This is a genomic window from Anaeromyxobacter sp. (assembly GCA_016718565.1).
Taxonomy (GTDB): Bacteria; Myxococcota; Myxococcia; order Myxococcales; family Anaeromyxobacteraceae; genus JADKCZ01.
This window is the reverse complement of record JADKCZ010000018.1, coordinates 597,656-621,534: the sequence shown is the minus strand read 5'-3', so window position 1 is coordinate 621,534 and position 23,879 is coordinate 597,656. Positions and strand designations below refer to the sequence as shown.

Annotated in this window: 16 protein-coding genes; 8 read left to right on the top strand and 8 right to left on the bottom strand. The window is 74.3% G+C overall.

Translation table 11 applies throughout. The features are described from left to right. Positions 1–259: 259 nt before the first annotated feature. The gene (locus IPO09_21770) at positions 260–1,666 is read left to right on the top strand and encodes an AgmX/PglI C-terminal domain-containing protein (GenBank protein ID MBK9519899.1); all 1,407 of its coding nucleotides are present in this window, start codon (positions 260–262) and stop codon (positions 1,664–1,666) included. A gap of 95 nt (positions 1,667–1,761) precedes the next feature. Here the strand turns inward: IPO09_21770 and IPO09_21765 are convergent, their stop codons facing one another. From IPO09_21765 to IPO09_21755, 3 genes are all read right to left on the bottom strand, one after another. After that, positions 1,762–3,768 (bottom strand): DUF3999 family protein, encoded by a 2,007-nt coding sequence (locus IPO09_21765; GenBank protein ID MBK9519898.1) that lies wholly within the window; start codon positions 3,766–3,768, stop codon positions 1,762–1,764. Continuing rightward, complete coding sequence (locus IPO09_21760; protein ID MBK9519897.1) at positions 3,765–6,776, bottom strand: DUF2339 domain-containing protein; 3,012 nt, start codon at positions 6,774–6,776, stop codon at positions 3,765–3,767. The genes IPO09_21765 and IPO09_21760 overlap by 4 nt, the downstream gene beginning before the upstream one ends. A 113-nt stretch (positions 6,777–6,889) precedes the next feature. Next, a complete protein-coding gene (locus tag IPO09_21755) occupies positions 6,890–10,525 on the bottom strand; it encodes a DUF3683 domain-containing protein (GenBank protein MBK9519896.1) in 3,636 nt (1,211 codons plus the stop codon). 173 nt (positions 10,526–10,698) lie between these two features. Between IPO09_21755 and IPO09_21750 the strand changes: the two genes are divergently transcribed. The 6 genes from IPO09_21750 to IPO09_21725 all read left to right on the top strand — a co-directional run bounded on the left by IPO09_21750 (position 10,699) and on the right by IPO09_21725 (position 19,326). Continuing rightward, complete coding sequence (locus IPO09_21750; GenBank protein ID MBK9519895.1) at positions 10,699–11,103, top strand: hemerythrin family protein; 405 nt, start codon at positions 10,699–10,701, stop codon at positions 11,101–11,103. A 147-nt stretch (positions 11,104–11,250) separates the two neighbouring features. Then, entirely contained in the window at positions 11,251–11,667 is a 417-nt protein-coding gene (locus IPO09_21745) for a hemerythrin family protein (GenBank protein MBK9519894.1), read from the top strand. Between the two features lie 152 nt (positions 11,668–11,819). Next, on the top strand, positions 11,820–15,266 hold the full coding sequence (locus IPO09_21740; GenBank protein MBK9519893.1) for a pyruvate carboxylase: 3,447 nt from the start codon (positions 11,820–11,822) through the stop codon (positions 15,264–15,266). A gap of 231 nt (positions 15,267–15,497) precedes the next feature. Further along, entirely contained in the window at positions 15,498–17,291 is a 1,794-nt protein-coding gene (locus IPO09_21735; GenBank protein MBK9519892.1) for a 2-oxoacid:acceptor oxidoreductase subunit alpha, read from the top strand. 1 nt (position 17,292) lies between these two features. Beyond that, on the top strand, positions 17,293–18,348 hold the full coding sequence (locus IPO09_21730) for a 2-oxoacid:ferredoxin oxidoreductase subunit beta (GenBank protein MBK9519891.1): 1,056 nt from the start codon (positions 17,293–17,295) through the stop codon (positions 18,346–18,348). Between the two features lie 9 nt (positions 18,349–18,357). Then, a complete protein-coding gene (locus IPO09_21725) occupies positions 18,358–19,326 on the top strand; it encodes a quinone oxidoreductase (protein MBK9519890.1) in 969 nt (322 codons plus the stop codon). Positions 19,327–19,420: 94 nt separating this feature from the next. Here IPO09_21725 and IPO09_21720 read toward each other — a convergent pair whose 3' ends face one another. The 4 genes from IPO09_21720 to IPO09_21705 all read right to left on the bottom strand — a co-directional run bounded on the left by IPO09_21720 (position 19,421) and on the right by IPO09_21705 (position 22,770). Beyond that, positions 19,421–19,609: a hypothetical protein gene (locus IPO09_21720; GenBank protein ID MBK9519889.1), complete on the bottom strand. Its 189-nt coding sequence runs from the start codon at positions 19,607–19,609 to the stop codon at positions 19,421–19,423. 373 nt (positions 19,610–19,982) lie between these two features. Next, positions 19,983–21,371 carry an NAD(P)(+) transhydrogenase (Re/Si-specific) subunit beta gene (locus tag IPO09_21715; GenBank protein MBK9519888.1) on the bottom strand — a complete coding sequence of 463 codons (1,389 nt, stop codon included), beginning with the start codon at positions 21,369–21,371 and terminating at the stop codon, positions 19,983–19,985. Continuing rightward, complete coding sequence (locus IPO09_21710) at positions 21,368–21,670, bottom strand: NAD(P) transhydrogenase subunit alpha (protein MBK9519887.1); 303 nt, start codon at positions 21,668–21,670, stop codon at positions 21,368–21,370. Before IPO09_21710 ends, IPO09_21715 begins: the two co-directional genes overlap by 4 nt. After that, positions 21,667–22,770, bottom strand: a complete 1,104-nt coding sequence (locus tag IPO09_21705; protein ID MBK9519886.1) for a Re/Si-specific NAD(P)(+) transhydrogenase subunit alpha — start codon at positions 22,768–22,770, stop codon at positions 21,667–21,669. Before IPO09_21705 ends, IPO09_21710 begins: the two co-directional genes overlap by 4 nt. A gap of 207 nt (positions 22,771–22,977) precedes the next feature. On the opposite strand from IPO09_21705, the gene IPO09_21700 reads away from it, so the two are divergent. Continuing rightward, positions 22,978–23,394 carry a CBS domain-containing protein gene (locus IPO09_21700; protein MBK9519885.1) on the top strand — a complete coding sequence of 139 codons (417 nt, stop codon included), beginning with the start codon at positions 22,978–22,980 and terminating at the stop codon, positions 23,392–23,394. A gap of 24 nt (positions 23,395–23,418) precedes the next feature. Here the strand turns inward: IPO09_21700 and IPO09_21695 are convergent, their stop codons facing one another. Beyond that, positions 23,419–23,805 carry a hypothetical protein gene (locus IPO09_21695; GenBank protein ID MBK9519884.1) on the bottom strand — a complete coding sequence of 129 codons (387 nt, stop codon included), beginning with the start codon at positions 23,803–23,805 and terminating at the stop codon, positions 23,419–23,421. Positions 23,806–23,879 lie beyond the last annotated feature (74 nt).

The window sequence follows — 23,879 nt, the reverse complement described above, 5'->3', positions numbered from 1 at the left end:
GATGGTCCTTTCTGGAAAAGTCGCTGTACCCAGGTGACGCTGCAATCTCTTTGCCCGACCCCTGGCCGGGACGCCAGAGGGCCGAACGGCCCAAACGGGCGTCTTCACGGAGAAACTCCGCTCGGCCAGCTGCGGAGTGCTCGTTCTACAGGCAGCAGGCTGCCTCGATCCAGGCAGCGCCTCTTCACCGTGGGTTGAAACGCTGCGTGCCCGACGCCTTTCTTGCGCCTGGCTTCATCGTAACAGTAGGATTCAAGTGATGAAATTCGTGTGCGACCGGTGCGGGAAGAAGTACGCGACCGCCGAGGATCCATCCCCCGGTAAGGTCTACAAGCTCAAGTGCCGGGCCTGCGGCCACCTCATCGTGGTGAAGGCGCAGGCTGGCACGAGCACGACCATCCCCGCCCTCTCCAGCTCGGAGGCGGCCGGGGCGGTCAACGCCGCACAGCCCCCGGCGGAGCTCGAGATCGAGATCGAGCCCGAGTCCGCCTCCAGCCGGCCTGCCCAGGGGTCGGTCGACCCCGTGGAAGGCGATCGGTCGCCCGAGCCCCAGCTGGTCGACGACTCCGCCATCGTGCTGGACCAGCCACCCCTGCCGCCGGAGGTGGCCAGCGCCGCCGACGGCGCCGTCGCCATGCCGGACACGGCTGCCGCGCCGCTCGAGCCGCCGCTCCCGGCGGCGCCGCCGCCCGAGAAGGACGAGCTGGCCGACTTCGCCGCGGCGGCCGCCGAGGTCATGGCTGCGCCCACGGCGGACCAGCGCCCCGGCTTCGTGGACCTGTTCGCCGACGGGATCACCGGCGAGCGGCCGGCCAGGCCGGCCGACGACGCCTTCACCGCCGCGGCCCGCGCCTCCCTGCCGGACGGGTACGTGGGCAGCGGCGCCGAGTCCTTCGTGGCGCCGCCGGCCGAGCCGCCGCGCCCCGCCCCGGAGCCACCCAAGGTCTCGCCGCCCAGGCCGGCCGCCCGCCCCCCCGAGAAGAAGGGTGGCTCGCCGCTGGTCTTCGTGGGGCTCGGCGTGGTGCTCATCGGCGCCATCACCGCGGTGGCCATCGGCCGCGGCGGCAAGAAGGACGAGCCCCAGCCTCCGCCACCGGTGGCCATCCCGGCGACCGCACCGCAGCGCGCCGAGCCCGAGCCGGCCCCGCCAGCGCCCAGGGTGGTGGAGCCGGCGCCCGAGCCGGCCAGGCCGGCACCGGTCGAGAAGAAGGTGGAGCCCCGGCCCGAGCCGCCCCGGCCCAAGGTGGTGGAGCGGCGACCCGAGCCGAAGCCGGAGCCGAAGCCGGAGCCGGTCAAGGTGGCGGTGGCCCCCCCGCCCCCGCCGCCACCGGAGGAGCCCCGGGTCGAGACCCGGGAGGTGCAGCTGCCCGACGCGGAGTCGGCGCTCACGCCCGAGGTGGTGCAGAAGGTCATCACCGCCAACCGCAAGGCCTTCGCCAGCTGCATCGCCTCGGCGGGCGAGGACGTGAAGCTGGACGGTCGCAAGGTGGTGCTGAAGCTCACCGTGAACGCCAACGGCGCCGTCACCTACCCGACGCTGGACGACGTGACCCTCAACCCGACCGAGATGGGCCAGTGCCTGAAGAGCGCGGCGCGGCTCATGATCTTCCCGAAGTTCAAGGGCGATCCGTTCCACGTCGAGGTGCCGCTGACGCTCAGCAACTGAGCGCCGCGCAGGCGGGCTGGCTGGTGGCGAGGCGCGCCCGGGAACGAGCCCGGGGCGCCTCGTGGCACGTCCGGGGGCGGCGGTGCGGGCCGCGCTCAGCCGCGGTGGCGCACCAGCCTGGCCAGCAGCCAGAGCAGGGCGGCCACTCCGGCCACCAGCGCCGCCCAGGCCAGCGTGGCCGGCCTGAGCCGCGGCGGCGGCGCGGGCGGCGCGGGCGGGCCGAGCGCCACCTCCAGGGCCGGCGCGGCGCGCAGGCGCGGCGCCAGGAGCGCCAGGTCGTAGCGCGGGGCGTCCACGCCCTCGGCGCCGTGCAGGAGCCGCAGCGGCGGGCCCGGGTGGAGGAACCTGAGCCGCCAGCCGGGCAGGAGCAGGCTGGGCGGGCCGAGCGGCAGCGGCGCGTTGTCGCCGTCGTCCACCTCCAGGAGGAGGGTAGCCTCGGCCAGGGCCGGCAGCGCCAGGGTGAGCGGCGCGGCGGCGCGGCCCGGATCGGCGTGGCGCCAGGTGGCCTCGGCCAGCAGGCGCGGACCGCCCTCGGCCTGGGGCCGCTCCTCGTGCAGCCGGACCCGCCGCTCGAAGAGGCGGGAGGAGGTGGAGAGCACCAGCCGCGCCGGCGGCAGCGCCGGCTCGGGGAGGCGGAGCGCGTGCACGGTGACCCCCGGGCGATGGAGCGGGCCCGCCGGGGCCGGCGCGAGCGCCGGCAGCGCCACCACCAGCGGCTCCTCTCGCGCCTCCAGCAGGTACGGGACCTGCCGGCCGTCGGGGCCCATGAGCCGCAGGTCGGCCAGCCCGCGGGTGCGGGCCACCACGGCGGCGTCGAGCCGCACCGCGGCCAGGCCGGGCGGCGCGGCGGCCACGGCGCGCGACCAGCGGAAGGCCCGCTCGTCGAGCGGGGCGCCGGCCGCCTCGAAGGGGGACGCCGTGGCCGGCGTGGGGGCCGCCGCGGCGGCGCCGAGCCGGGCGGTGGCGATCCGCACGGAGGCCAGCCCCGGGCGCGCCGCCTCGAGGTCGTAGCGCGGCGCCGCCCGCTCCGGCTCGCCGGAGCGCAGCGTCAGCGGCGCGGGGCCGGTGGCCTCGAAGTAGAGCCAGGGCAGCGGCTCCAGCTCGGCGGCCGCGCCGGCCAGGGGCAGGGGGCCGCTGTCGCCGTCCTCGACGCGCAGCTCGAGCTCCAGCTCCTCCGGCCGGGCGATCTCCAGGCGCAGCGCCTCGGCGCCGGCCCCGTCCCGCACCACCCGGCGCAGCGTGGCCTCGCCGAGCCGGAGCGGCTCGAGCCGCCCCGCGCCGAGGCGGGCCTCCAGCAGCGCGGCGCGGCGGTGGAGCCGGTCGCCGGGCACGTCGAGGATCACCGCCCGCACCGGCAGGCGCGGGCCGGGCAGCCGGAGGCCGAAGCGCGAGACCCCCGGCTCGCTCGGGCGTCGCTCCACGGCCAGCGGCACGCGCAGCGGGGCCGGCGAGGGCGGCCCGGCCTCCGGCGCGAAGGCGGCCGCGCCAACCGGCAGGGGCAGGCGGCCGCTGGAGCGATCGTCCCAGGTGAGCCTGAGGTAGCGGTACGCGCCGGGGCTGAAGGTCAGGGTGAGGAGGCGGAGCTCGTCGGCCGGCAGGGCGAAGAGGGTGGCCTCGCCGAGGAGCTCGGTCCAGCGGACGCGGTCGCCGCTCCCCTCCAGGCGGCAGCGCTTGAGGAAGGGCTCGGGCAGCCCCTCGAGCCGGAGGCCGCTCACGAGCCGGGCCGCCCCGAGGTCGGCCTCGAACCCGCTCTCCCTGCGGGTGGCGTGGACGGGGAGGAGGCGCGCCGGCACCCAGCGCCCGGCCGGCGAGGCCGGCGCCACCAGCAGGTAGGGCACCTCGCGGCCGGCGGCGTCGGCGAGCCGCAGGTCGCCGAGGTCGGCCCGGGCGGAGGCCAGGAGCGCGGCCGCGTCCAGCTCCAGCCGCTGCGGGCCCGCGCCGGAGGGGAGCACCTCCCGGGCCGACTCGGTGGCCAGGGCGGGGAGGGCGGCCAGGAGGAGGAGGGCGAGCGGGCGGGGCATGTGGGGCCTGGTCGGGGGAGGGATCGAGGTCGAGGTCGGGGTCGAGGTCGAGGTCGAGGTCGGGGTCGAGGTCTCGCTCACGCCTTCCCCCCGCGGTCGCCCAGGACGAACTTCTGCAGCACCACCGCCACCAGCGCCAGGCTCACAGCCAGCCCCACGAAGCTGGCCACCCGGTAGAGCCCGCTCAGGCTGCCGAGGTCGAGCAGGAAGCCCTTCACCACCGTCACCGCCAGCAGCGCGATGGAGGCCACCCGGGTGGCCCGGCTGCCCAGCGCCACGCCGGCGGCCAGCAGCGCGATGGCGAAGCAGGCCCAGCCGATGGTGAGCGCCAGGTCGTAGGCCAGGCTGCCGCGCAGCCGCAGCACCACCTGGCTCCCCTCCGAGAAGGCGTCGGCGATCTCCAGGTTGAGGAGCAGGAAGAGGAGCAGGCCGCCCAGGCCGGTGAGGAGCGGCGCCAGGCGCGGCAGGTCGGGGCGGAGCCGGTCGTCCTGACCGCGCAGCAGGCGGGCCGCGGCCAGCATGGCCAGCGCCGGGACGCCGTAGGCGAGGAGCCAGAAGTTCCAGACCGGCGTGCCCGAGCGCGGGTGGTACTGCAGCACCTCGAGGTTGAGCCCCAGCCGCACCCCCACCGCCACGGCCAGGCCGAGGATCCAGAGGAGCAGGCCGCGGTGGGGCACCCGGCCGTGCAGCCAGGCCAGGGCGGTGGCCAGCAGCGCCAGGCCGAGGGTGATCCACTCCTTCTCGAGCTGGAGCGGGATGGCGGCGGTGACGAGCGCCAGGATGGCGCCGGCCACCACCACGATGCGGGAGCGCTCCGCCTCGAGGGCGCCGGGGGTGCGGAGCAGGACCAGCAGGTGCGGCACCAGCGCCAGGGCCTGGATCAGGGCCACCGGGCCGACCAGCCAGGCCAGGTCGAGGTCGTGCAGGTGCTGGCGGAAGAGGAGCAGGAAGAGGGCGCTGGCGGCGGCCGGCGCCCAGAGGAGGACCCGCGAGGTGGCGCCGCGCCTGAGCTCCCACCACGGGACGGCCACCTGCAGGAGCCAGAGCGCGGCGGCCAGTGCCAGCGCGGCGCCGGCGCCCCGGGCCTGGGCGTGGGCCAGCGCGGCCGCCAGGAAGCTGCTGACGGCCGCGGTCACCGCGACGGCGTGGCGCCCGGTGCGGGCGGCCACCGCCTGCAGGCCGCCGACCAGGAGGAGGTGGACGGCGATGAAGGGCGCGGCGCCGGCGCCGTCGAGGCGGTCCCACCCGAAGGTGACGTCGAGCTGGGCGCCCACCAGCAGCGCCGCGGCGCCGGCCGTGAGCCAGGGGCCGACCTCGCGGACGCGGCGCTGGGCGAGCAGCACGGCGGCCAGGCCGATGGCCCCCAGGCCGACCCCGGCCAGGAGCCCGGTCAGCGGCGGCGCCTGGGTCTCGAGGCCGTTCCAGCCCGCCGCGCCGAGGCCGGCCCACGGCGCCAGGAGGCCGGTCGCCAGCAGCAGCCGGCCGTCGAGGTCGGCCGCCGCCACCGCGGCGCAGCCGGCCACGATCGCCAGCACGGCGGCGACCAGCAGGAGGGGCGGGCCGCCGTCCGGCTGGCGGTGGGACCAGGCCAGGAAGGCCAGCGCCACCAGCAGCAGCGGCGCCGCGTAGGCGCCGAGGCGGCCCTCGGCGCGGAGGGCCCGACCCCGGGCCGCCAGCAGCCGCGGCCCGGCCAGCACCACCGCGGCCAGGGCCAGGACCGGGAGGAGGAGGCCCGGCCAGGCGGCCGGAGCCGAGGCGTTCCGGCCCCAGTGCCCCCAGTTCTCCAGCTCCCACAGCACGGCCAGGATGGCCGCCAGCGCGCCGCCGGCGCCGGCCAGGTGGAGCCACTCCGGCCCCTGCAGCGCCGCCACCACCAGCAGCCCGGCGCAGAGCAGCAGGGCGAAGGCGAGGACCAGCGGCCAGCGGGCCAGCAGCGCCGGCTCGGTGGCGGCCCGCAGCAGGAAGAGGAGGGCCGGCACGGCGCCCAGCGCGGCCGCCCAGCGGGAGACCGGCGCCGCCGGCTGGCCGCTCCGCGAGGCGAGCGCCAGCGAGAGGAAGCCGAAGGCCGGGAAGACCAGGAAGATCACCACCCCCACCAGGAGGTTGTGGGGCCCGAGCCGCTCCGCCACCCAGCCGAGCTGGTAGAGCGCGGTCAAGCCCAGCGAGAGCGCCCCCAGGAGCGGCCAGCGCCGCTGGTGGGCCACCCAGGCCAGCCCGAGGTTGAGCACCAGCAGGTAGGAGAAGAGCCCCACCGGCCGGTCCTGCCCGGTGGAGAGGAGGATGGGGGTGGCGAAGCCGCCCACCAGCCCGAGCAGCGCCACCACCAGCGCCTCGCGCCGCACCGCGTAGGCCACCGCCACGGCGGTGACCAGCGTGAGCAGCGCGAAGGCCGCGGCGGCGGGGAGGAGGTCCCACAGCGCGTGGGCGGCGAAGACGGTGGCGAAGAGGATGGCCACCCCGGCCCCGGCCAGCGCCTGCGCCGTGGGCAGGTAGCGTCGGGCCCGCCTGGTCTCGGCCCCGGCGACGAGCCCGGTGCCGACCATCGCCCCGATGGCGGCGCGCACCGCCGGGCCGAGCCAGCCGTTCTCGATGGACCAGCGCAGGAAGGAGACGGCCGCCACCAGCAGCGCCACGCCGGCCACCCAGGAGAAGAGCCGCACGCCGACCAGGGCCTCCCAGTCGAAGGGCCTGGTCGGGGCCGCAGGGGGCGGGAGCGGGGGAAGCGGTGGCGGGAGCTCGGGGGGGAGGGTGGTGGGGAGGACGACCTCCCCTTCGGCGGGAGGACCCCTCACCCCGGCCCTCTCCCCGGAGGGGAGAGGGGGCGCCAAGGCCGGGGTCGGGGTCGAGGTCGGGGTCGAGGTCGAGGTCGGGGTCGAGGTCGAGGTCGGGGTCGAGGTCGAGGTCGAGGTCGGGGTCGAGGTCGCAGTCGCGGACGCCCTCCGCTCCAGCCCTTCCACCTTCCAGGCCAGGCCCCTGACCTGCTCCTCCAGCGCGCGCCGCTTGCGGGCCTGCAGCGCCAGCGCCACCGTCAGCGCCACGGGCGCCACCAGGTAGGCCCCGGCCAGCGCCATGAGGAACCCCTCGTCCATCCCACACCCCCACCGCCGCCCGGAGCGGCCGGCCAGGCGGGGAGCATAGGCGAGGTCGCGCCGTCGGTGTGGGTTCCGTCGCCCCGGCCGGCGCGCCGAGGCCGGGGCCTCTCCTAGAAGTGGACGGCGTGCGCCCGCGCCGCCTCGGCGCGGAAGCGGTCCAGCCAGCCCGCGCCGGAGAGCTTCTCGGCCAGCGCCACCGCGATGTGGCGGGCCTCCACCCCCAGGCCGCGGCTGCGCCCCAGGCCCTGCACGCAGGAGGGGCAGTTGGTCAGCACCACCGACCGGCCGGGGTGCTCGTGCAACGCCTCGCCGAAGGCGTCCTGCTTGCGGTGCAGCATCTTCTCGGTGATGTCCGGCCGCGACAGCGACAGCGTGCCGGCCTCGGAGCAGCAGTGCGGCACCGCCACCACGCTGCCGAACCCGCCCAGCCGGCCCAGCACCGCGCCCGCCTTGCCGTCCAGCGAGTCGTGGCAGGGCGCGTGGTACAGGTAGTCGCCGCCGCCCGGGACGGTCAGGCCCTGCTCGGCGGCGTAGCCGGCCACGTCCACCACCCGGTCGCCGAAGAGCCGCTCCGCCCCCATGGTCTCCAGCCCCTCGCGGCAGGTGCCGCAGGTGACCACGCAGGCGTCGAACTCCAGGTAGGAGAACATCTCGCGGATCTGGCTGAAGAGGATGGTGTCGCGCAGCACCTGCCGCGAGTGCAGCTCCTCCTTGGCGTTGACGCGGGCCGGGAAGCCGCAGCACAGGTAGGGCGGCGGCAGCACCACCCGGGCGCCGGTGGCCAGCAGGACGTGCAGCGCCGCCATCGAGACGGTGGAGTGGAGCCGCTCCGAGCCGCAGCCGGGGAAGTAGAAGACGGTGGAGCGGGGCTCGCCCTCCGGCTCCAGCACCAGCACCTGGTCGGCCTCGCAGGCCGGCAGCACGTCGCGCAGGGTCTCGGAGGGCACCGGCGGCACCGGCGCCCGCAGCAGCTGCAGCGGGTAGAAGTCGGAGGGGCGGTCGGCCGGCTGGAAGGGCTTGAGCAGGGCGCAGCCGGCCCGCTGCACCGCGCCGCCCAGCTGCACCACGGTGGCGCGGAAGAGCTTGTTGTAGGCGGGCGAGCGGCTGTCCAGGTAGCCCAGGGTGGCCTCGGTGGCCCCGCGGGTCCGCTTGTAGCCCCAGCTCGAGAGGATCTGCCGCTCCAGGATGGAGACCTCGCCGGTGTCGATGTCCACCGGGCAGGGCTTGAGGCACTTGTGGCAGATGGTGCAGTGGTCGGCCACCTCCTCCAGCCAGCGCAGCAGCTCGAAGCGGGTGGAGCGGGCCCGCTGCGCGTCGTAGAGCAGCGCCTCGATGAGCGAGCCGATGGCCAGGTTCTTGTTGCGCGGGTGCATGAAGAGGCCGCGCGCCGGGTGGAAGACGCAGCAGTCCGGCTTGCACTTGCCGCAGCGGACGCAGTGGGCGATGGCCCTGGCCAGCTCCTCGAGCTGGCCGTGCTGCAGGATGCGCGCCTCCAGCTCCAGCAGGTTGAAGGACGGGGTGTAGACGCGATCCAGCACGTCCAGGTCGTCCAGCTTGCCCGGGTTCATCAGGCCGCGCGGGTCCACCTCGCGGCGGTGGGCCCGCAGCGCCTCGACGCGGTCGGCCGAGAGGTACTTGAGCTTGGTGACGCCGATGCCGTGCTCGCCCGAGACCACGCCGCCCAGCGCCATCACCTTGGCCATCACCACGTCGATGACGTGCTCGGTGCGGTCCAGCATGGGCCGGTCGTTGGAGAGCACCGGCACGTTGACGTGCACGTTGCCGTCGCCGGCGTGCATGTGGGTGGCCAGCACCACCAGCCGGTCGCGCACCTCCTTGTGGGCCCGGTCCAGCTCGGCCCCCAGCTTGGCGTAGCCGCGCACCAGCTCGGCCAGGTCGTGGCGCAGCTCGGAGAGGACCACCTGGCCGCGCAGGGCCCTGGCGTCGGCGCCCCGCAGGGCCTGGGCGGCCTGCTCCAGCCGCGCCAGCGCGGCCGGGATCTTGGCCAGCAGCCACTCCGGGTCGTCGCGCTGGCCGGTCACGGCCCGCAGCAGCTCGCCGGCCCGGGTGACGAAGCGCCCCTGGGCGTAGCGCTCCTCCTCCACGTTGAGCCCGTCCAGGAAGGCGGCGAACTCGGCCAGGGCGGTCAGCGGCAGCACCACGTCCTCGTTCATCTTGAAGGCGTTGGTGCGCCGGGCGATGGCGCCCAGCTTCTTGCGGTCGGTCCAGAACCGCTTCCCCTCGGCGGCGTCGCGGGCCTCGAAGAGCAGGGTGTTGGGGTGCGGCTCCAGGATGCGGCGGATGGTGGCCACGCCGCGGGCCACCTGCGCGGGCGCGTGGCCCACCACGTCGATGAGCAGCACCGCCTTGGGCGTCTCGGCGCGCGGCGCCTTGACCTTGTACCCGATGGCGCGGACGTACTCGTCGTCGAAGTGCTCCAGCGCCATGAGCGCCTCCTCCCCGGCGTTGGGGAAGGGGAAGGCGCGCGAGAGCTGGACGATGACCTGGGAGGCCTCCTCCATGTCGGGGCCGAAGAACTCCAGGCACAGGGTGCGCTGCGCCTCGTACTCCGGGTAGAGGATGAACTCGGCCGAGGTGATGACCCCGTCGGTGCCCTCCTTCTGCAGGCCCGGCACGCCGCCCAGGGCCTTGTTGGTGATGTCCTTCCACAGCCCCTTCTTGCGGATCTCGCCGCCGGAGAGGGCGATGCGCTGGCGCGGCGCGCCGTCCTCGTCCACCACCTCGAAGGTGACCGTGTCCTCGGGCAGGATCTTGCGGAGCTGGTGGTCGACCCGGCGCACCGTCCAGCGCCGGCCCGAGGGCATGGCCATGCGCCAGGAGAGCAGGTTGTCGATGCAGGTGCCCCACAGCACGCAGTCCTTGCCGCCGGCGTTCTCGGCGATGTTGCCGCCGATGGTGCAGGCCCAGGCGCTGGTGGGGTCGGTGGCGAAGACCAGCTTGCGCTCGGCGGCGAACTCCATGGCGCGCTCGGTGATGACGCCGGCCTCCAGCTCCACCACCTGGGCGGTGCCGCGGCGCCCGTCCCACAGCGTCACCTCGCGGCTGGTGAGCCCGCGGACCCGGTTGAGCTTCTCGGTGTTGACCACCACGCAGTCGGGCCGGAGCGGCACGGCGCCGCCGGTGAGGCCGGTGCCGGCGCCGCGGGGCACCGCCTTGAGCCCCAGCCTGGCGATGGCCGCCAGCAGCGGAGCCACCTGGCGCTCCTCGCCCGGCATGACCACCGCCACCGGCAGGTGGAGGCGCCAGTCGGTGGCGTCGGTGGCGTGCGACACCAGGCTGAAGGGGTCGAAGAGGACGTTCTCCGGGCCCACCACCGCGCCCAGCTCGCGCCCCAGCCGCCGGCGCAGCTCGCCCAGGCCCTCCACCTCGGCGGTGAACCGCTGCAGCAGCCCGCGGCAGGCCTCCAGGATCTCCAGCACCCGCGGCTCGCCGCCGGCGTTGCGCTCCACCACCGCCAGGTCCTTGCCGGTGTTCTCCAGCAGGCGGCGCCGCCGCTGCGGCGAGTCCACCAGCTCCTGCAGCAGGAACGGGTTGCGCCGGTGCACCAGCAGCTCGCCGAAGAAGCGCGAGAGCAGGCGGGCGGAGCGGCCGGTGACGCGCCGGCTGCGCAGCTCCTCCAGCTTGGCCCAGACCTCCGGGCCCAGCAGGAAGGTGACGGCCTGGCGGTCGTCGGCCGAGGTGTAGTTGAAGGGGATCTCGCGCAGCGGGGTGGTTCGGGCGGTCATCGTCTCTCGCCGGGGGCCGGTGGTGTGGCCGGTGGTGCGCCGGGGCCAGCAGGATACCAGCTTTCCCGCGGGGCGCCGCGGCGCGGCACGACGCCGCGCAAATGGGGCTTTACCGGCGTCGAGGTTCCGGGAGATCGTGCCTGCAGCCCCCCGGGCACCGGAGACGCCGGCCCATGATCAAGTGGACTCCCGCGCTGGCCGTCGGCCACGCCACCATCGACACCCAGCACCAGGAGCTCTTCCGCCGGCTGGAGCAGCTGCTCACCGCCATGATGAAGGGGGACAAGGCCGAGATCGGCCGGCTCTTCGAGTTCCTCGGCGCCTACGTGGTGGAGCACTTCGGCGCGGAGGAGCGGCTCATGGTGGAGCACGCCTACCCGGAGTACGCCGCCCACAAGGCGGCCCACGAGCGGTTCGTGGCGGACTACACCGCGCTCAAGGCCGCCCTGGGCGCGGCCGGCGGCGGCAGCGCGGCGGTCACCATCAAGGTGCAGAACTGGTGCGGCGACTGGCTCAAGGCGCACATCGCCGGCACCGACCAGAAGCTGGCGGCCTTCCTGGGCCAGCGGAAGGCCTGACCGGGACCGCCGGGGGCTTGCCCGGCGGGGCGGAGCGGTGGTCTCATCGACGAGAGGGGCGCGGGGCGCGCCGGGAGGGCCGATGCCGAGCACGTGCGCGCCGACCCCGACGGTGGGGGCCGGCCAGACCCAGGGACGGGGACGGGCGTGACGCTCGAGTGGACCACCGCGCTGCGGGTCGGCGTCGAGGCCATCGACGACCAGCACCAGGAGCTGTTCCGGCGCTCCCAGCGGCTCATCCTGGCGCTGCGCGGCGGCGACCGCGGCGAGGTGGAGCCGATGCTGCGCTACCTGGCGGACTACGTCGTCTCGCACTTCGAGTGCGAGGAGCGCTGGATGGTCACGGCCGAGTACCCCGGGCTGGAGACCCACCGCGACGCCCACCGGCGCTTCCGCGACGACTTCCGGGAGCTGGTCCGGGAGTACCAGCGCCAGGGGCCCACGCCGCTGATGGCCCTGACGGTCCACAACTGGCTGGCCGACTGGCTGGAGCGCCACATCGGCGGGGCCGACGTGGCGCTGGGGCGCTGGCTCACCGAGCGGGGCGTCGACCTGTCGCGCTGAGCGCGGCCGGGGGGAGGTGGCCCGCTCCCGGATCGGCGCCGGCCGCCGCGGCGGGGCGCCCCAGGGGGTCGACTTGACGCGTTCCGTCGTGCTCTCCTGTGGGTGCTCTCCCCACCCCCCGCCCCGCCCCCGGGTCTTCACCAGGAGTCGTCATGTCGATCCCCTTCCGCAGGGTCATGGCCGCCAACCGCGGCGAGATCGCCATCCGGATCTTCCGCGCCTGCAACGAGCTCGGCATCCAGACGGTGGCCATCTACTCGGCCGAGGACCGCCTCTCGCTGCACCGCTACAAGGCGGACGAGGCCTACCAGGTGGGAAAGGGCAAGGCGCCCATCGACGCCTACCTGGGCATCGACGAGATCGTGGCCCTGGCCAGGCGGCTGGAGGTGGACGCCATCCACCCCGGCTACGGCTTCCTCTCCGAGAACGCCGACTTCGCCGACGCCTGCGAGCGCAACGGCATCGTCTTCATCGGCCCCACCGCCGAGATGCAGCGCCAGCTGGGCGACAAGGTGGCCGGCCGCAAGGCGGCCACGGCCGCCGGGGTCCAGGTGGTGCCGGGCACCGCCGAGCCGGTGCTGCACGACGAGGAGGCGCTGCTCTTCGCCCGCCAGGCCGGCTACCCCATCATCGTCAAGGCGGCCGGCGGCGGCGGCGGCCGCGGCATGCGGGTGGCGCGCAACCAGAAGGAGCTGCTGGAGGGGCTCACCAGCGCCCGCAGCGAGGCCAAGGCCTCCTTCGGCAACCCGGCCGTCTTCCTGGAGCGCTACATCGAGCGGCCCAAGCACATCGAGGTGCAGGTGCTGGGGGACCAGCACGGCAACCTGGTGCACCTCTTCGAGCGCGACTGCTCGATCCAGCGGCGCCACCAGAAGGTGGTGGAGTTCGCCCCCTCGCTGGCCATCAGCGCGGCCCAGCGCGAGGCCATCTGCGGCGACGCCCTCAAGATCGCCCGCAGCGTCGGCTACCGCAACGCCGGCACCTGGGAGTTCCTCCTCGACCAGGAGGGGAAGCACTACTTCATCGAGGTCAACCCGCGCATCCAGGTGGAGCACACCGTCACCGAGATGATCACCGGGCGGAACCTGGTGCAGGCGCAGATCCTGGTGGCCCAGGGCAAGAAGCTCTCCGACCCGGAGATCGCCATCGCCAGCCAGGCCGACGTGCAGATGCGCGGCTACGCCATCCAGTGCCGCATCACCACCGAGGACCCGCAGAACGGCTTCGCCCCCGACTACGGGACGCTCAAGGTCTACCGCTCGCCGGGCGGCGCCGGGGTGCGGCTGGACGCCGGCTCGGCCTTCGGCGGCGCGGTGATCACGCCGCACTACGACTCGCTGCTGGTGAAGGTCTCGTGCTGGGGCCTGCGCTTCGACCAGGCCGCCAAGGTGATGGACCGCTGCCTGGCCGAGTTCCGCATCCGCGGGGTCAAGACCAACATCCCGTTCCTCGAGAACGTGATGCGCCACTCGATCTTCCTGGGCGGGCAGTGCGACACCTCCTTCATCGAGGCCCACCCCGACCTGCTGCGGGCCCCGCAGAAGAAGGACCGCGGCACCAAGCTGCTGGCCTACCTGGCCGAGGTGACGGTCAACGGCTCGCCCGGCGTGATCAAGGCGCAGAAGCCCGCCGAGTTCCACGAGCCGCGCATCCCGGTGGTGGACCTGACCCGGCCGCCGCCGCCCGGCACCAAGCAGCTGCTCGACGAGCGGGGCCCGGAGGGGCTGGCCAAGTGGGCGCTGGCCCACCAGGGGGTGCTCTTCACCGACACCACCATGCGCGACGCCCACCAGTCGCTGCTGGCCACCCGGGTGCGCACCCACGACCTGGTCCGCATCGCCCCCGCCACCGCCCGCCTGGGCGCCGGGCTCTTCAGCCTGGAGTGCTGGGGCGGGGCCACCTTCGACGTGGCCATGCGCTTCCTCAAGGAGGACCCCTGGGCGCGCCTGGCCGCGCTGCGCCGGGCCATCCCCAACGTGCTCTTCCAGATGCTGCTGCGCGGCTCCAACGCGGTCGGGTACACCAACTACCCGGACAACGTGGTGGAGAAGTTCGTGCACGAGGCGGCCCGCGGCGGGGTGGACGTCTTCCGGGTCTTCGACGCCCTCAACTGGACCAAGGGCATGACGGTGGCCTGCGAGGCGGTGCGCAAGGAGGGCAAGGTGCTGGAGGCCGCCATCTGCTACACCGGCGACATCTCCGACCCCACCCGGACCAAGTACCCGCTCGACTACTACGTCAAGCTGGCCAAGGAGCTGGAGCGCATGGGCGCCCACTTCCTGGGCGTCAAGGACATGGCCGGCCTGCTCAAGCCCTTCGCGGCCGAGCAGCTCATCAAGGCGCTCAAGCAGGAGGTGGGCATCCCCATCCACCTGCACACCCACGACACCTCCGGGGTGGCCTCGGCCACCCTGCTGGAGGCGGCCAAGGCCGGCGTGGACGTGATGGACGCGGCCCTCTCGTCGCTCTCCGGCCTGACCTCCCAGGTCAACCTGAACTCGATGGCGGCGGTCCTGGCCGGCAGCCGGTGGGATCCCAAGCTCGACCAGGCCGGGCTGCAGCAGCTGGCCAACTACTGGGAGACGGTGCGCGAGCACTACGCGCCCTTCGAGTCGGGCCTGAAGAGCGGCACCGCCGAGGTCTATCGCCACGAGATCCCGGGCGGGCAGTACTCCAACTACAAGCCGCAGGTGGCCGGCCTGGGCCTCCTCGACAAGTGGGAGGAGTGCAAGGACATGTACCGCAAGGTCAACCTGCTCTTCGGCGACCTCATCAAGGTGACGCCCTCCTCCAAGGTGGTGGGCGACATGGCCATCTTCCTGGTGAAGAGCGGCCTGGAGCCGGAGGACCTGTTCACCGAGCGCGGCGTCGACCTGGCCTTCCCGGAGTCGGTGGTGGGGCTGGCCAAGGGCATGCTGGGGCAGCCCTACGGCGGCTTCCCCAAGCGGCTGCAGGAGATCATCCTGCGCGGCGCCGAGCCCATCACCCACCGGCCCGGCGAGCTGCTGGAGCCGGCCGACCTGGAGGCGGAGCGGAGGAAGGCCTCCGAGAAGACCGGCAAGCCGGTGGACGACCAGGCGCTGGCCTCCTGGCTGCTCTACCCCAACGTCTACCCGGACCTGGTGCGCCACCGCGACGACTACTCCGACACCTCGATGGTGCCCACCCCCATCTTCTTCTACGGCCTGGAGCCGGGCCAGGAGACCACCGTCGAGATCGAGCCGGGCAAGACCCTCATCGTGCGGCTGGTGACGGTGGGCAAGCTGCAGCCGGACGGCACCCGCGAGCTCTTCTTCGAGCTGAACGGCGAGGGTCGCGCCGTGACGGTGCGCGACCAGTCGGCGCTCTCCGGCGGGGCGGTGCGGATCAAGGCCGACCGGGGCAACGCCGCCCACCTGGGCGCGCCCATGCCGGGCAAGGTGCTCAAGGTGACCACCAAGCCGGGCGACGTGGTGAAGGCCGGGGCGGTGCTGATGGTGACCGAGGCCATGAAGATGGAGACCAACATCAAGGCCAAGGCGGACTGCACCATCGCCGAGGTGAAGTTCAAGGAGGGCGACAAGGTCGAGAAGGACGACCTGATCTTCGTCCTGGCCTGAGCCTGGTCCCCACCTCGGCCGCCCGCCCGCGCGGGCCGCTCCCGGCCGGCCGGACCCGCGTGCCGCGGGCGGCCGGCCGGCGTGTCTCCGGGAGGGGCGGTCGCGCCCCTGCCCCCGACCGCCCCACCCGGGCCCCCTCCGGGCGCCACCAGGGGGAGGCCGTCCAGGGGCGGAAGCGTTATCTCCCCGCGGCCCGGGGGATGGCCCCTCGCGCCCAGGAGACCGACCCCGATGGCCACAGCGGCACCCGCCGTGAACGACTTCTCGCTGCAGGTGGCCACCGCCAACGGCTCGGGCTCGCAGAGCTCCAACACCGTGCTCCTGCGCACCCTCTTCCAGATGGGCATCCCGGTGTCCGGGAAGAACCTGTTCCCCTCCAACATCGCCGGGCTGCCCACCTGGTACACCATCCGCGCCTCCAAGGACGGCTGGGTGGCGCGCAAGAAGGAGCTCGACCTCCTGGTGGCGATGAACCCCGAGACGGCCCAGGAGGACGTGGCCGCGCTGCGCCCCGGCACGCCGGTGGTCTTCGACGCGCCCCTGGGGCTGCAGGCCGGGCGGGCCGACCTGGCCTGGTACCCGGTGCCCTTCGACGAGCTGGTGGCGCCGGTGACCGGCGAGGCGCGGCTGCGCAAGCTGCTGCGCAACATGGTCTACGTGGGCACCCTGGCCCGGCTCCTCGGGCTGGAGCCGGCCGAGGTGGAGGCGGCCATCGGCCGGGTCTTCCAGGGCAAGGAGAAGGCCGTGGCGCTCAACCTGGCGGCGGCGCGGGCCGGCTTCGACCACGCCGCCGGCCTGGCCCGGCCGCTGGGCTTCGGGGCGCGCCGGCTGGACGCCACCCGCGGCAAGATCATCACCGACGGCAACGCCGCGGCGGCCCACGGCGCGGTCTTCGGTGGCGTGACGGTGCTGGCCTGGTACCCCATCACCCCCTCCTCCTCGCTGGCGGAGACGCTCATCGAGAGCCTGGAGGCCCACCGGCGCGCCCCCGACGGCTCGCCCACCTGGGCGGTGGTGCAGGCCGAGGACGAGCTGGCCGCCATGGGCATGGTGCTGGGCGCCGGCTGGGCCGGGGCCCGCGCCATGACCGCCACCAGCGGCCCGGGCGTCTCGCTGATGAGCGAGTTCGCCGGCCTGGGCTACTACGCGGAGATCCCGGCGGTGGTCTGGGACGTGCAGCGGGTCGGGCCCTCCACCGGCCTGCCCACCCGCACCCAGCAGGGCGACGTGCTCTCCACCGCGCTGCTCTCCCACGGTGACACGCAGCACCCGCTGCTGCTGCCCGGCTCGGTGGAGGAGTGCTTCACCTTCGGCCACCAGGCCTTCGACGTGGCGGAGCGGCTGCAGACGCCGGTCTTCGTGCTCTCCGACCTCGACCTGGGCATGAACCAGTGGATGGCCGACCCCTTCACCTACCCGGACCGGCCCATGGACCGGGGCAAGGTGCTCTCGCAGGCCGACCTGCAGCGGCTGGGCGGCTTCGCCCGCTACCGCGACGTGGACGGCGACGGCATCGGCTGGCGCACCCTGCCGGGCACCGACCACCCGCGGGCCGCCTACTTCACCCGCGGCACCGGCCACGACGAGGCGGCCGCCTACAGCGAGAAGGCGGACGTGTACGAGCGCAACCTGCTGCGGCTGGCCCGCAAGCTGGACGGGGCCCGCGCCCTGCTGCCCGCGCCGGTCCAGAGCGGCCAGGGCGCGGCGGTGGGGGTCATCGCCTACGGGTCCTCCGACCCGGCGGTGCGGGAGAGCCGGGCCCAGCTGGCGGCCGAGCGCGGCCTGGCGGTGGACTACCTGCGGGTGAGGGCCTGGCCCTTCGCCGCGGCGGTGCGCGACTTCGTGGCGGCCCACCAGCGGACCTACCTGGTGGAGCAGAACCGCGACGGCCAGCTGGCCAGCCTGCTCAGGCTGGACCTCGACGCCGACCTGGCCGGGAGGCTGCGGCCGCTGCCGCGCAGCGACGGCCTGCCGCTCGACGCCCGCTCGGTCACCGACGCCATCCTGTCCCACGAGGAGGCCTGACATGGCCGATCACGCCCCCGCCTCGCCGTCCCCCGCCGCGCCCCGGCTGAACCGCCTCGGCCTCCCGGTGGCCGAGTACAAGGGCGGCAAGACCACCCTGTGCGCCGGCTGCGGCCACAACGCCATCTCGGAGCGGATCCTGGAGGCCTACTTCGACCTGGGCATCCCGCCCGAGCAGGTGGCCAAGTTCTCCGGCATCGGCTGCTCCTCCAAGACCCCGGCCTACTTCATGGGCCGGTCGCACGCCTTCAACGCCGTGCACGGCCGCATGCCCTCGGTGGCCACCGGGGCGCTGCTGGCCAACCGCACCCTGCACGGGGTGGGGGTCTCGGGCGACGGCGACACCGCCTCCATCGGCATCGGCCAGTTCGTCCACCTGATGCGGCGCAACCTGCCGATGGTCTACGTGATCGAGAACAACGGGGTGTACGGGCTCACCAAGGGGCAGCTCTCCGCCACCGCCGACCCGGGCTCGATCCTGAAGGGCGGCGCCGCGGCCGAGCTGCCGGCCATCGACACCTGCGCCCTGGCCATCCAGCTGGGCGCCAGCTACGTGGGGCGCAGCTTCTCCGGCGACAGGAAGCAGCTCGCGGCGCTGCTGCACGGGGCGGTGGCCCACCGCGGCACGGCGCTCCTCGACGTGCTCTCACCCTGCGTCACCTTCAACGACCACCAGGGCTCCACCAAGAGCTTCGCCTGGGTGAAGGAGCACGACGCGCCGCTGCAGGAGCTCTCCTTCGTGGCGGCCTTCGAGGAGATCGCCGTGGACTACGACCCGGGCACCACCGCCGAGGTGACGCTGCACGACGGCTCGCGGCTGCGGCTGCGCAAGCTGGAGGCGGGCTACGATCCGCGCGACCAGGTGGCCGCGGTGGCCCGCCTGATGAGGGCCCAGGCGGCCGGCGAGGTGCTGACCGGCCTGCTCTTCGTCGACCCGGCCGCGCCCACGCTGGTGGACCGGCTGGGCCTGCCCGCGGCGCCGCTGGCCACCCTGCCGCCGGAGCTGGTCCGCCCGCCGCGCCAGGTCCTCGACGCCATCAACGCCGCACTGCGATAGGCTAGGGCCATGACCACCACCGCCATCCGCTTCGCCACCACCGGCGGCCCCGAGGTGCTGCACCTCGAGGCCGTGGACCTGCCGGCCCCGGGCCCTGGCGAGGTCCAGGTCGTCCACCAGGCCATCGGCGTGAACTTCGTCGACACCTACCACCGGTCGGGGCTCTACCCGCTGCCGCTGCCGAGCGGCCTGGGCGTGGAGGCGGCCGGCCTGGTGGAGGCGGTGGGGCCGGGCGTGAAGGGGCTCGAGCGCGGCGACCGGGTGGCCTACACCAGCCCCCCGGGCGCCTACGCCCGCGCCCGCAACCTGCCGGCCGAGCGGCTGGTGGTGCTGCCCGACGGGGTGGACGCCGCGCTGGCCGCGGCCGCCTTCGTGAAGGGGCTGACGGCCCACATGCTGGTGACCCGCTACCGGCCGGCCCGGGCCGCCGAGCCGGTGGTGGTGACCGCCGCCGCCGGGGGCGTGGGCCAGGTGCTGGTGCAGTGGCTGCGGGCCATCGGGGCCGAGGTCATCGCCGTGGTCGGCTCGGAGGAGAAGGCCGAGGTGGTGAAGGCGCTGGGGGCGGCCCACGCCCTGGTGACGCCGCGCGACGACGTGCCGGCCCGGGTGCGGGCCCTCACCGGCGGCGTGCCGGTGGTCTACGACTCGGTGGGCCAGGCCAGCTTCGAGGCCTCGCTCGACTGCCTGGCCCCCTTCGGCCTGCTGGTCAGCTACGGCAACGCCTCCGGGCCGGTGCCGCCGGTCGACACGGCCCTGCTGGCCCGCAAGGGCTCGCTCTGCCTGGCGCGCCCCAGCGTCTTCCACCACGTGGCGCGGCGCGCCGACCTGGAGCAGGCCTCGGCCGCGCTCTTCGCGCGCCTGGCCGACGGGCGCGTCGCGGTGACGGTGGGCGGGCACTGGCCGCTGGCCGAGGCGGCCGCGGCGCACCGGGCGCTGGAGGCCCGGCGCACCACCGGCTCGCTGCTGCTGATCCCATGAGGAGCGCCCCGCCGCCCCGTGGGCCGCCCACGGCGGCCTGCGGTGCGCGCGGGGCGCGGTGCCGACCGGCGGCGCGCGGCCGCTGGCCCGGCGGCTACTTGGTCTTGAGCTTGTCGATCTCGGCGTTCTGCGAGGCCACCAGCTTCTCGAGCCGGCGGATGTCCTCGCGGCGGGTGGTGAGCTCGGCCTCCAGGGCCAGCTTCTCGTCGAGCACCTTGAGATAGCCGTTCATGAGCCCCTGCACCTGCGCGACGACGCCGGTCAGGTCCTTGGTGTCGGACATGGTCTTCACTCCTTGGCAAAGGGCGGCGCCCGCGGTGGGCGGCGCGCGCCGGGTTGTCGACCCCTGGGGCCGTGCTGTGGCTGGCCAGGGACGCGAGGGGGCGGACACTCGCACGGCCGGCGGTTTCCCGGCAAGGGCCTCGTGGCAGGAGCCGCCTGGCCGGGGCGGAGCCGGTCGTCCCGGCCGGAGTCCGCGGCTGCGCCGCCCGGTGCTCGCGCTGGGCCGGGCGTGCGCCCCTCTGCCTCCTGGTCCTGGCCGGGCGGGGGCGGCCAGGTCGCTGGACCGCCTGCACACGGCCCGGTGCTCGCGCCGGGCCGGGCGGTCGCCCCGCTTGCTCATGCTCCTGGCCGGGCGGGGGCGGAGCCCCCGCCGGTCAAGCCTGCTTGATCTCGTGCACCAGCTTGGCCAGCGAGGCCTTGGCGTCGCCGAAGAGCAGCGCGGTGTTCTCGGCGTAGAAGAGCTGGTTCTCGATGCCGGCGAAGCCCGGGCTCATGGAGCGCTTCAGCACGATGACCTGCTTGGCCTGGTCCACGTCGAGGATGGGCATCCCGTAGATGGGCGAGGACTTGTCGCTGCGCGCCGCCGGGTTGACCACGTCGTTGGCGCCGATGACCAGCGCCACGTCGGCGTTCTTGAACTCGTCGTTGATCTCCTCCATCTCCTTGAGGCGGTCGTAGGGGATGTCGGCCTCGGCCAGCAGCACGTTCATGTGGCCGGGCATGCGGCCGGCCACCGGGTGGATGGCGTAGAGCACCGTGCCGCCGTTCTTCTCGATGAGCGCCGCCATCTCGCGCACCTGGTGCTGCGCCTGGGCCACCGCCATGCCGTAGCCAGGCACCACGATGACCAGCCGGGCGAAGGCCAGCTGCATGGCGGCGTCCTCGGCGGTGATGGAGCGGACCGTCTGGTCGGAGGCCCCCTGGGCCGAGGGCGGCGGCGGCGCGCCGAAGGCGCCGAACAGCACGTTGCCGAAGGACCGGTTCATGGCCTTCGACATGACGATGGAGAGGATGAAGCCGGAGGCCCCGTCGAGCGCGCCGGCGATGATCAGCACGTTGTTGCCGATGGCGAAGCCGGTGGCCGAGGAGGCCAGGCCGGCGTAGCTGTTGAGCAGCGAGATGACCACCGGCATGTCGGCGCCGCCGATGGGCAGCACCAGCGAGACGCCGAAGACCAGGCCGAGGACCACCATGGCGTAGAAGGCCACCGGGTTGTACGGGGCGACGACGAGCCAGATCATCAGCCCCAGCCCGGCGCCGATGAGCGCCACCGAGAGGACGTTCTGGCCCTTGAAGGTGATGGGGCGGCCCGGCAGGAGCTCCTGCAGCTTGCCGAAGGCCATCAGGCTGCCGGTGATGGTGAGGGCGCCGAAGAGCACCTCGAAGCCCAGCGCCGCCATCTGCCAGCGGCCCAGCTGGCCGATCCCGTTCAGGTGGGAGTACTCGGCCACCCCCACCAGCGTGGCGGCCACGGCCCCGAACATGTGGCTGATGGCGATGCGCTGCGGCATGGCCGTCATGGGCACGTAGACGCCCATGGGGTAGCCGATGAGGGTGCCCAGGGCCAGCCCGGCCAGGATCCAGCCGTAGGAGACGATGTCCCGGTGGACCAGCGTGCCGACGATGGCCAGCAGCATGCCCAGCGCCGCCAGCTGCATGCCGCGGCGGGCCTTGTCCGGGACGGTGAGGCTCTTGAGGCCGAGGATGAAGAGGACCGAGGAGAGGAGGTAGGCCGCCTCCATGAAGACCAGACGGGCGGTCACGTGGTGGGCCCCTTCTTGTCGCCGCGCTTGAACATCTTGAGCATGCGGTCGGTGATGATGAACCCGCCCACCACGTTGATGGTGGCGCTGGTGACGGCGATGAAGCCCAGGATGGTGGAGAGGTGGCCCCGGTCGGTGGCGCCCGCCAGCACCAGCGAGCCCACCAGCGAGATGGCGCTGATGGCGTTGGTGGCCGACATGAGCGGTGTGTGCAGCAGCGCCGGCACCTTGGTGATGAGGAAGAAGCCGACGAAGCCGGCCAGCACGAAGACGTAGATCTGGATCAGGTCGGCGTTCATGTCCCGCTCACCTTCCCGTGGTGGACCACCAGCATGGCCCCGGCGATCTCGTCGGCCGGGTCGACCCGCAGCGCCGCCTCCTTGGTGGAGAGGTGCGTCAGCAGGGTGAGGACGTTGCGGCCGTACATCTGGCTGGCGTGGAAGGGGATGGTGGCGGCCAGGTTGGCCGGCCCCAGGATGGTCACCCCGTGGGCCAGCACCGTCTCGTCGACCCTGGTCAGCTCGCAGTTGCCGCCGGTCTCGGCGGCCAGGTCCACGATGACCGAGCCCGGGCGCATGCTGGCCACCATCTCGGCGGTGATCAGCCGGGGCGCCGCCCGGCCGGGGATGGCCGCGGTGGTGACGACCAGGTCCATGTCCTTCAGGTGGGCCGCGATGGCGGCCAGCACCCGGGCCTGCTCGTCCTGGCCCAGCTCCTTGGCGTAGCCGCCCTGCCCCTCGGCGGCCACCGCCGGCACCTCCACGAAGGTGGCGCCCAGCGACTGGACCTGCTCCTTGACCACCGGCCGCACGTCGAAGGCCGAGGTGATGGCGCCGAGCCGGCGCGCCGTGGCCAGCGCCTGCAGCCCGGCCACGCCGGCCCCGATCACGAAGGCCTTGGCGGGCGCCAGGGTGCCGGCCGCGGTGGTCATCATCGGCAGGATGCGGGGCAGGGTGGCGGCCCCCAGCAGCACGGCCTTGTAGCCGGCCAGGGACGCCTGCGAGGAAAGCACGTCCATGGCCTGGGCGCGCGTGGTGCGCGGCACCTTCTCCATGGCCATGGCGTCCACGCCGCGCGCCGCCAGCTGGTCGAAGAGGGGGCGCGAGCCGGCCGGCTGCAGCAGGGCCACCAGCAGGGCGCCGGCGGGGAGCTGGTCGGCCAGCTTGGGCGAGGGGCGCTGGACCGCCGCCACCACCTCGGCGCCCGCCAGGGCCTCGGCGGCCGTGAGCAGCACGGCCCCCGCGGCGGCGTAGGCCGAGTCGGGGAAGCCGGCCGCCGCGCCCGCCTCCCGCTCGATCCGCACCTCGTGCCCGGCCTTCTTGAGCTTCGCCACGTTGTCCGGAACCAGCGCCACCCGGCGCTCCCCCGGGGCCCGCTCCCTCAGCACCGCGATCCGCATCCCCACCTCGCCGGTCCGAAGTGGACCGCACAGGTCCACACGCATAGCCCCTTTCCGGGGGGCTTGGGCTGTGGGACTTCGGTGTCAAAATGGGCCTGTGGTGGGTTGCCGCAGTAGGGGACCCCCGAGCAGGTCGCAGGTTCGCGCTGCCGCCAACCGCGCGACCTGCTAGGGGTTTACGGTCGCCCACCCGAGCCCGAGGACGCCATGGCCACCATCCGGAAGCACATCACCCGAGACATCGCCACCATCGACGCCAGCGCGCCGTGCCGGGAGGCGGCCAAGCTCATGGCCGACCGGCGCATCGGCTCGGTGGGGGTGGCGGTGGACGGCCGGATCATCGGCCTGGCCACCGAGCGCGACCTGGTGGTGACGGTGCTGGCCCGCGGCGGCGACGGCAGCCTGGCGGTGCGCGAGGCGGTGCGCAAGCTGCCGCGGGTGGAGCCGAGCGCCTCCGAGACCGAGTGCGCCGAGCTGATGAAGGAGCACTTCACCCGCCACCTGCTGGTGGCCGAACTGGGCGAGGTGATCGGCGTGGTCTCGATGCGCGACATCATCCAGGTGATGCTGGACGAGAAGTCCTACGTCATCGAGCAGCTGCACGAGTACATCGGGAAGTCCTGAGCGGCGGCGGCTCGCCGCCGCCTCTCACTTCACCCGCACGATGGTCTCGATCCAGCTCTCGCCCGCCGCCGGCAAGGGCACCTCGCGCCGCCAGGCGCCCAGCTCGAAGGCGCGCGCCACCTCCTGCTGCTGCTCGGCGGTGAGCTGCGGCGAGACCACCGAGAGGACCACCACCCGGCCGTCGGGGGCGCGCCCCATGCGCACCACCACCTGCTCCACCTCGGTGAGGAACCGCGGCCCCTGGACCATGCCGCGCGAGGTCGGGTCGGCCTCCGGGAAGGCGTCGGCGGTGGGGGACTGGTAGCGGCGCGGCTCGGCCTCGCGCACCGGGCCGGGCGCGGCGCAGCCGGCGGCGAGGAGGGCGAGGGCGAGCAGGCGCGGCGGCAGCGGGGCACGGGACGGGCTGACCATGGGCCGATCCTACACCTGGCCCGCCCGCGGCAGGGCGCCGCGCCCCGGTGGCGCCCCGCCTTGACCCCCCGTCC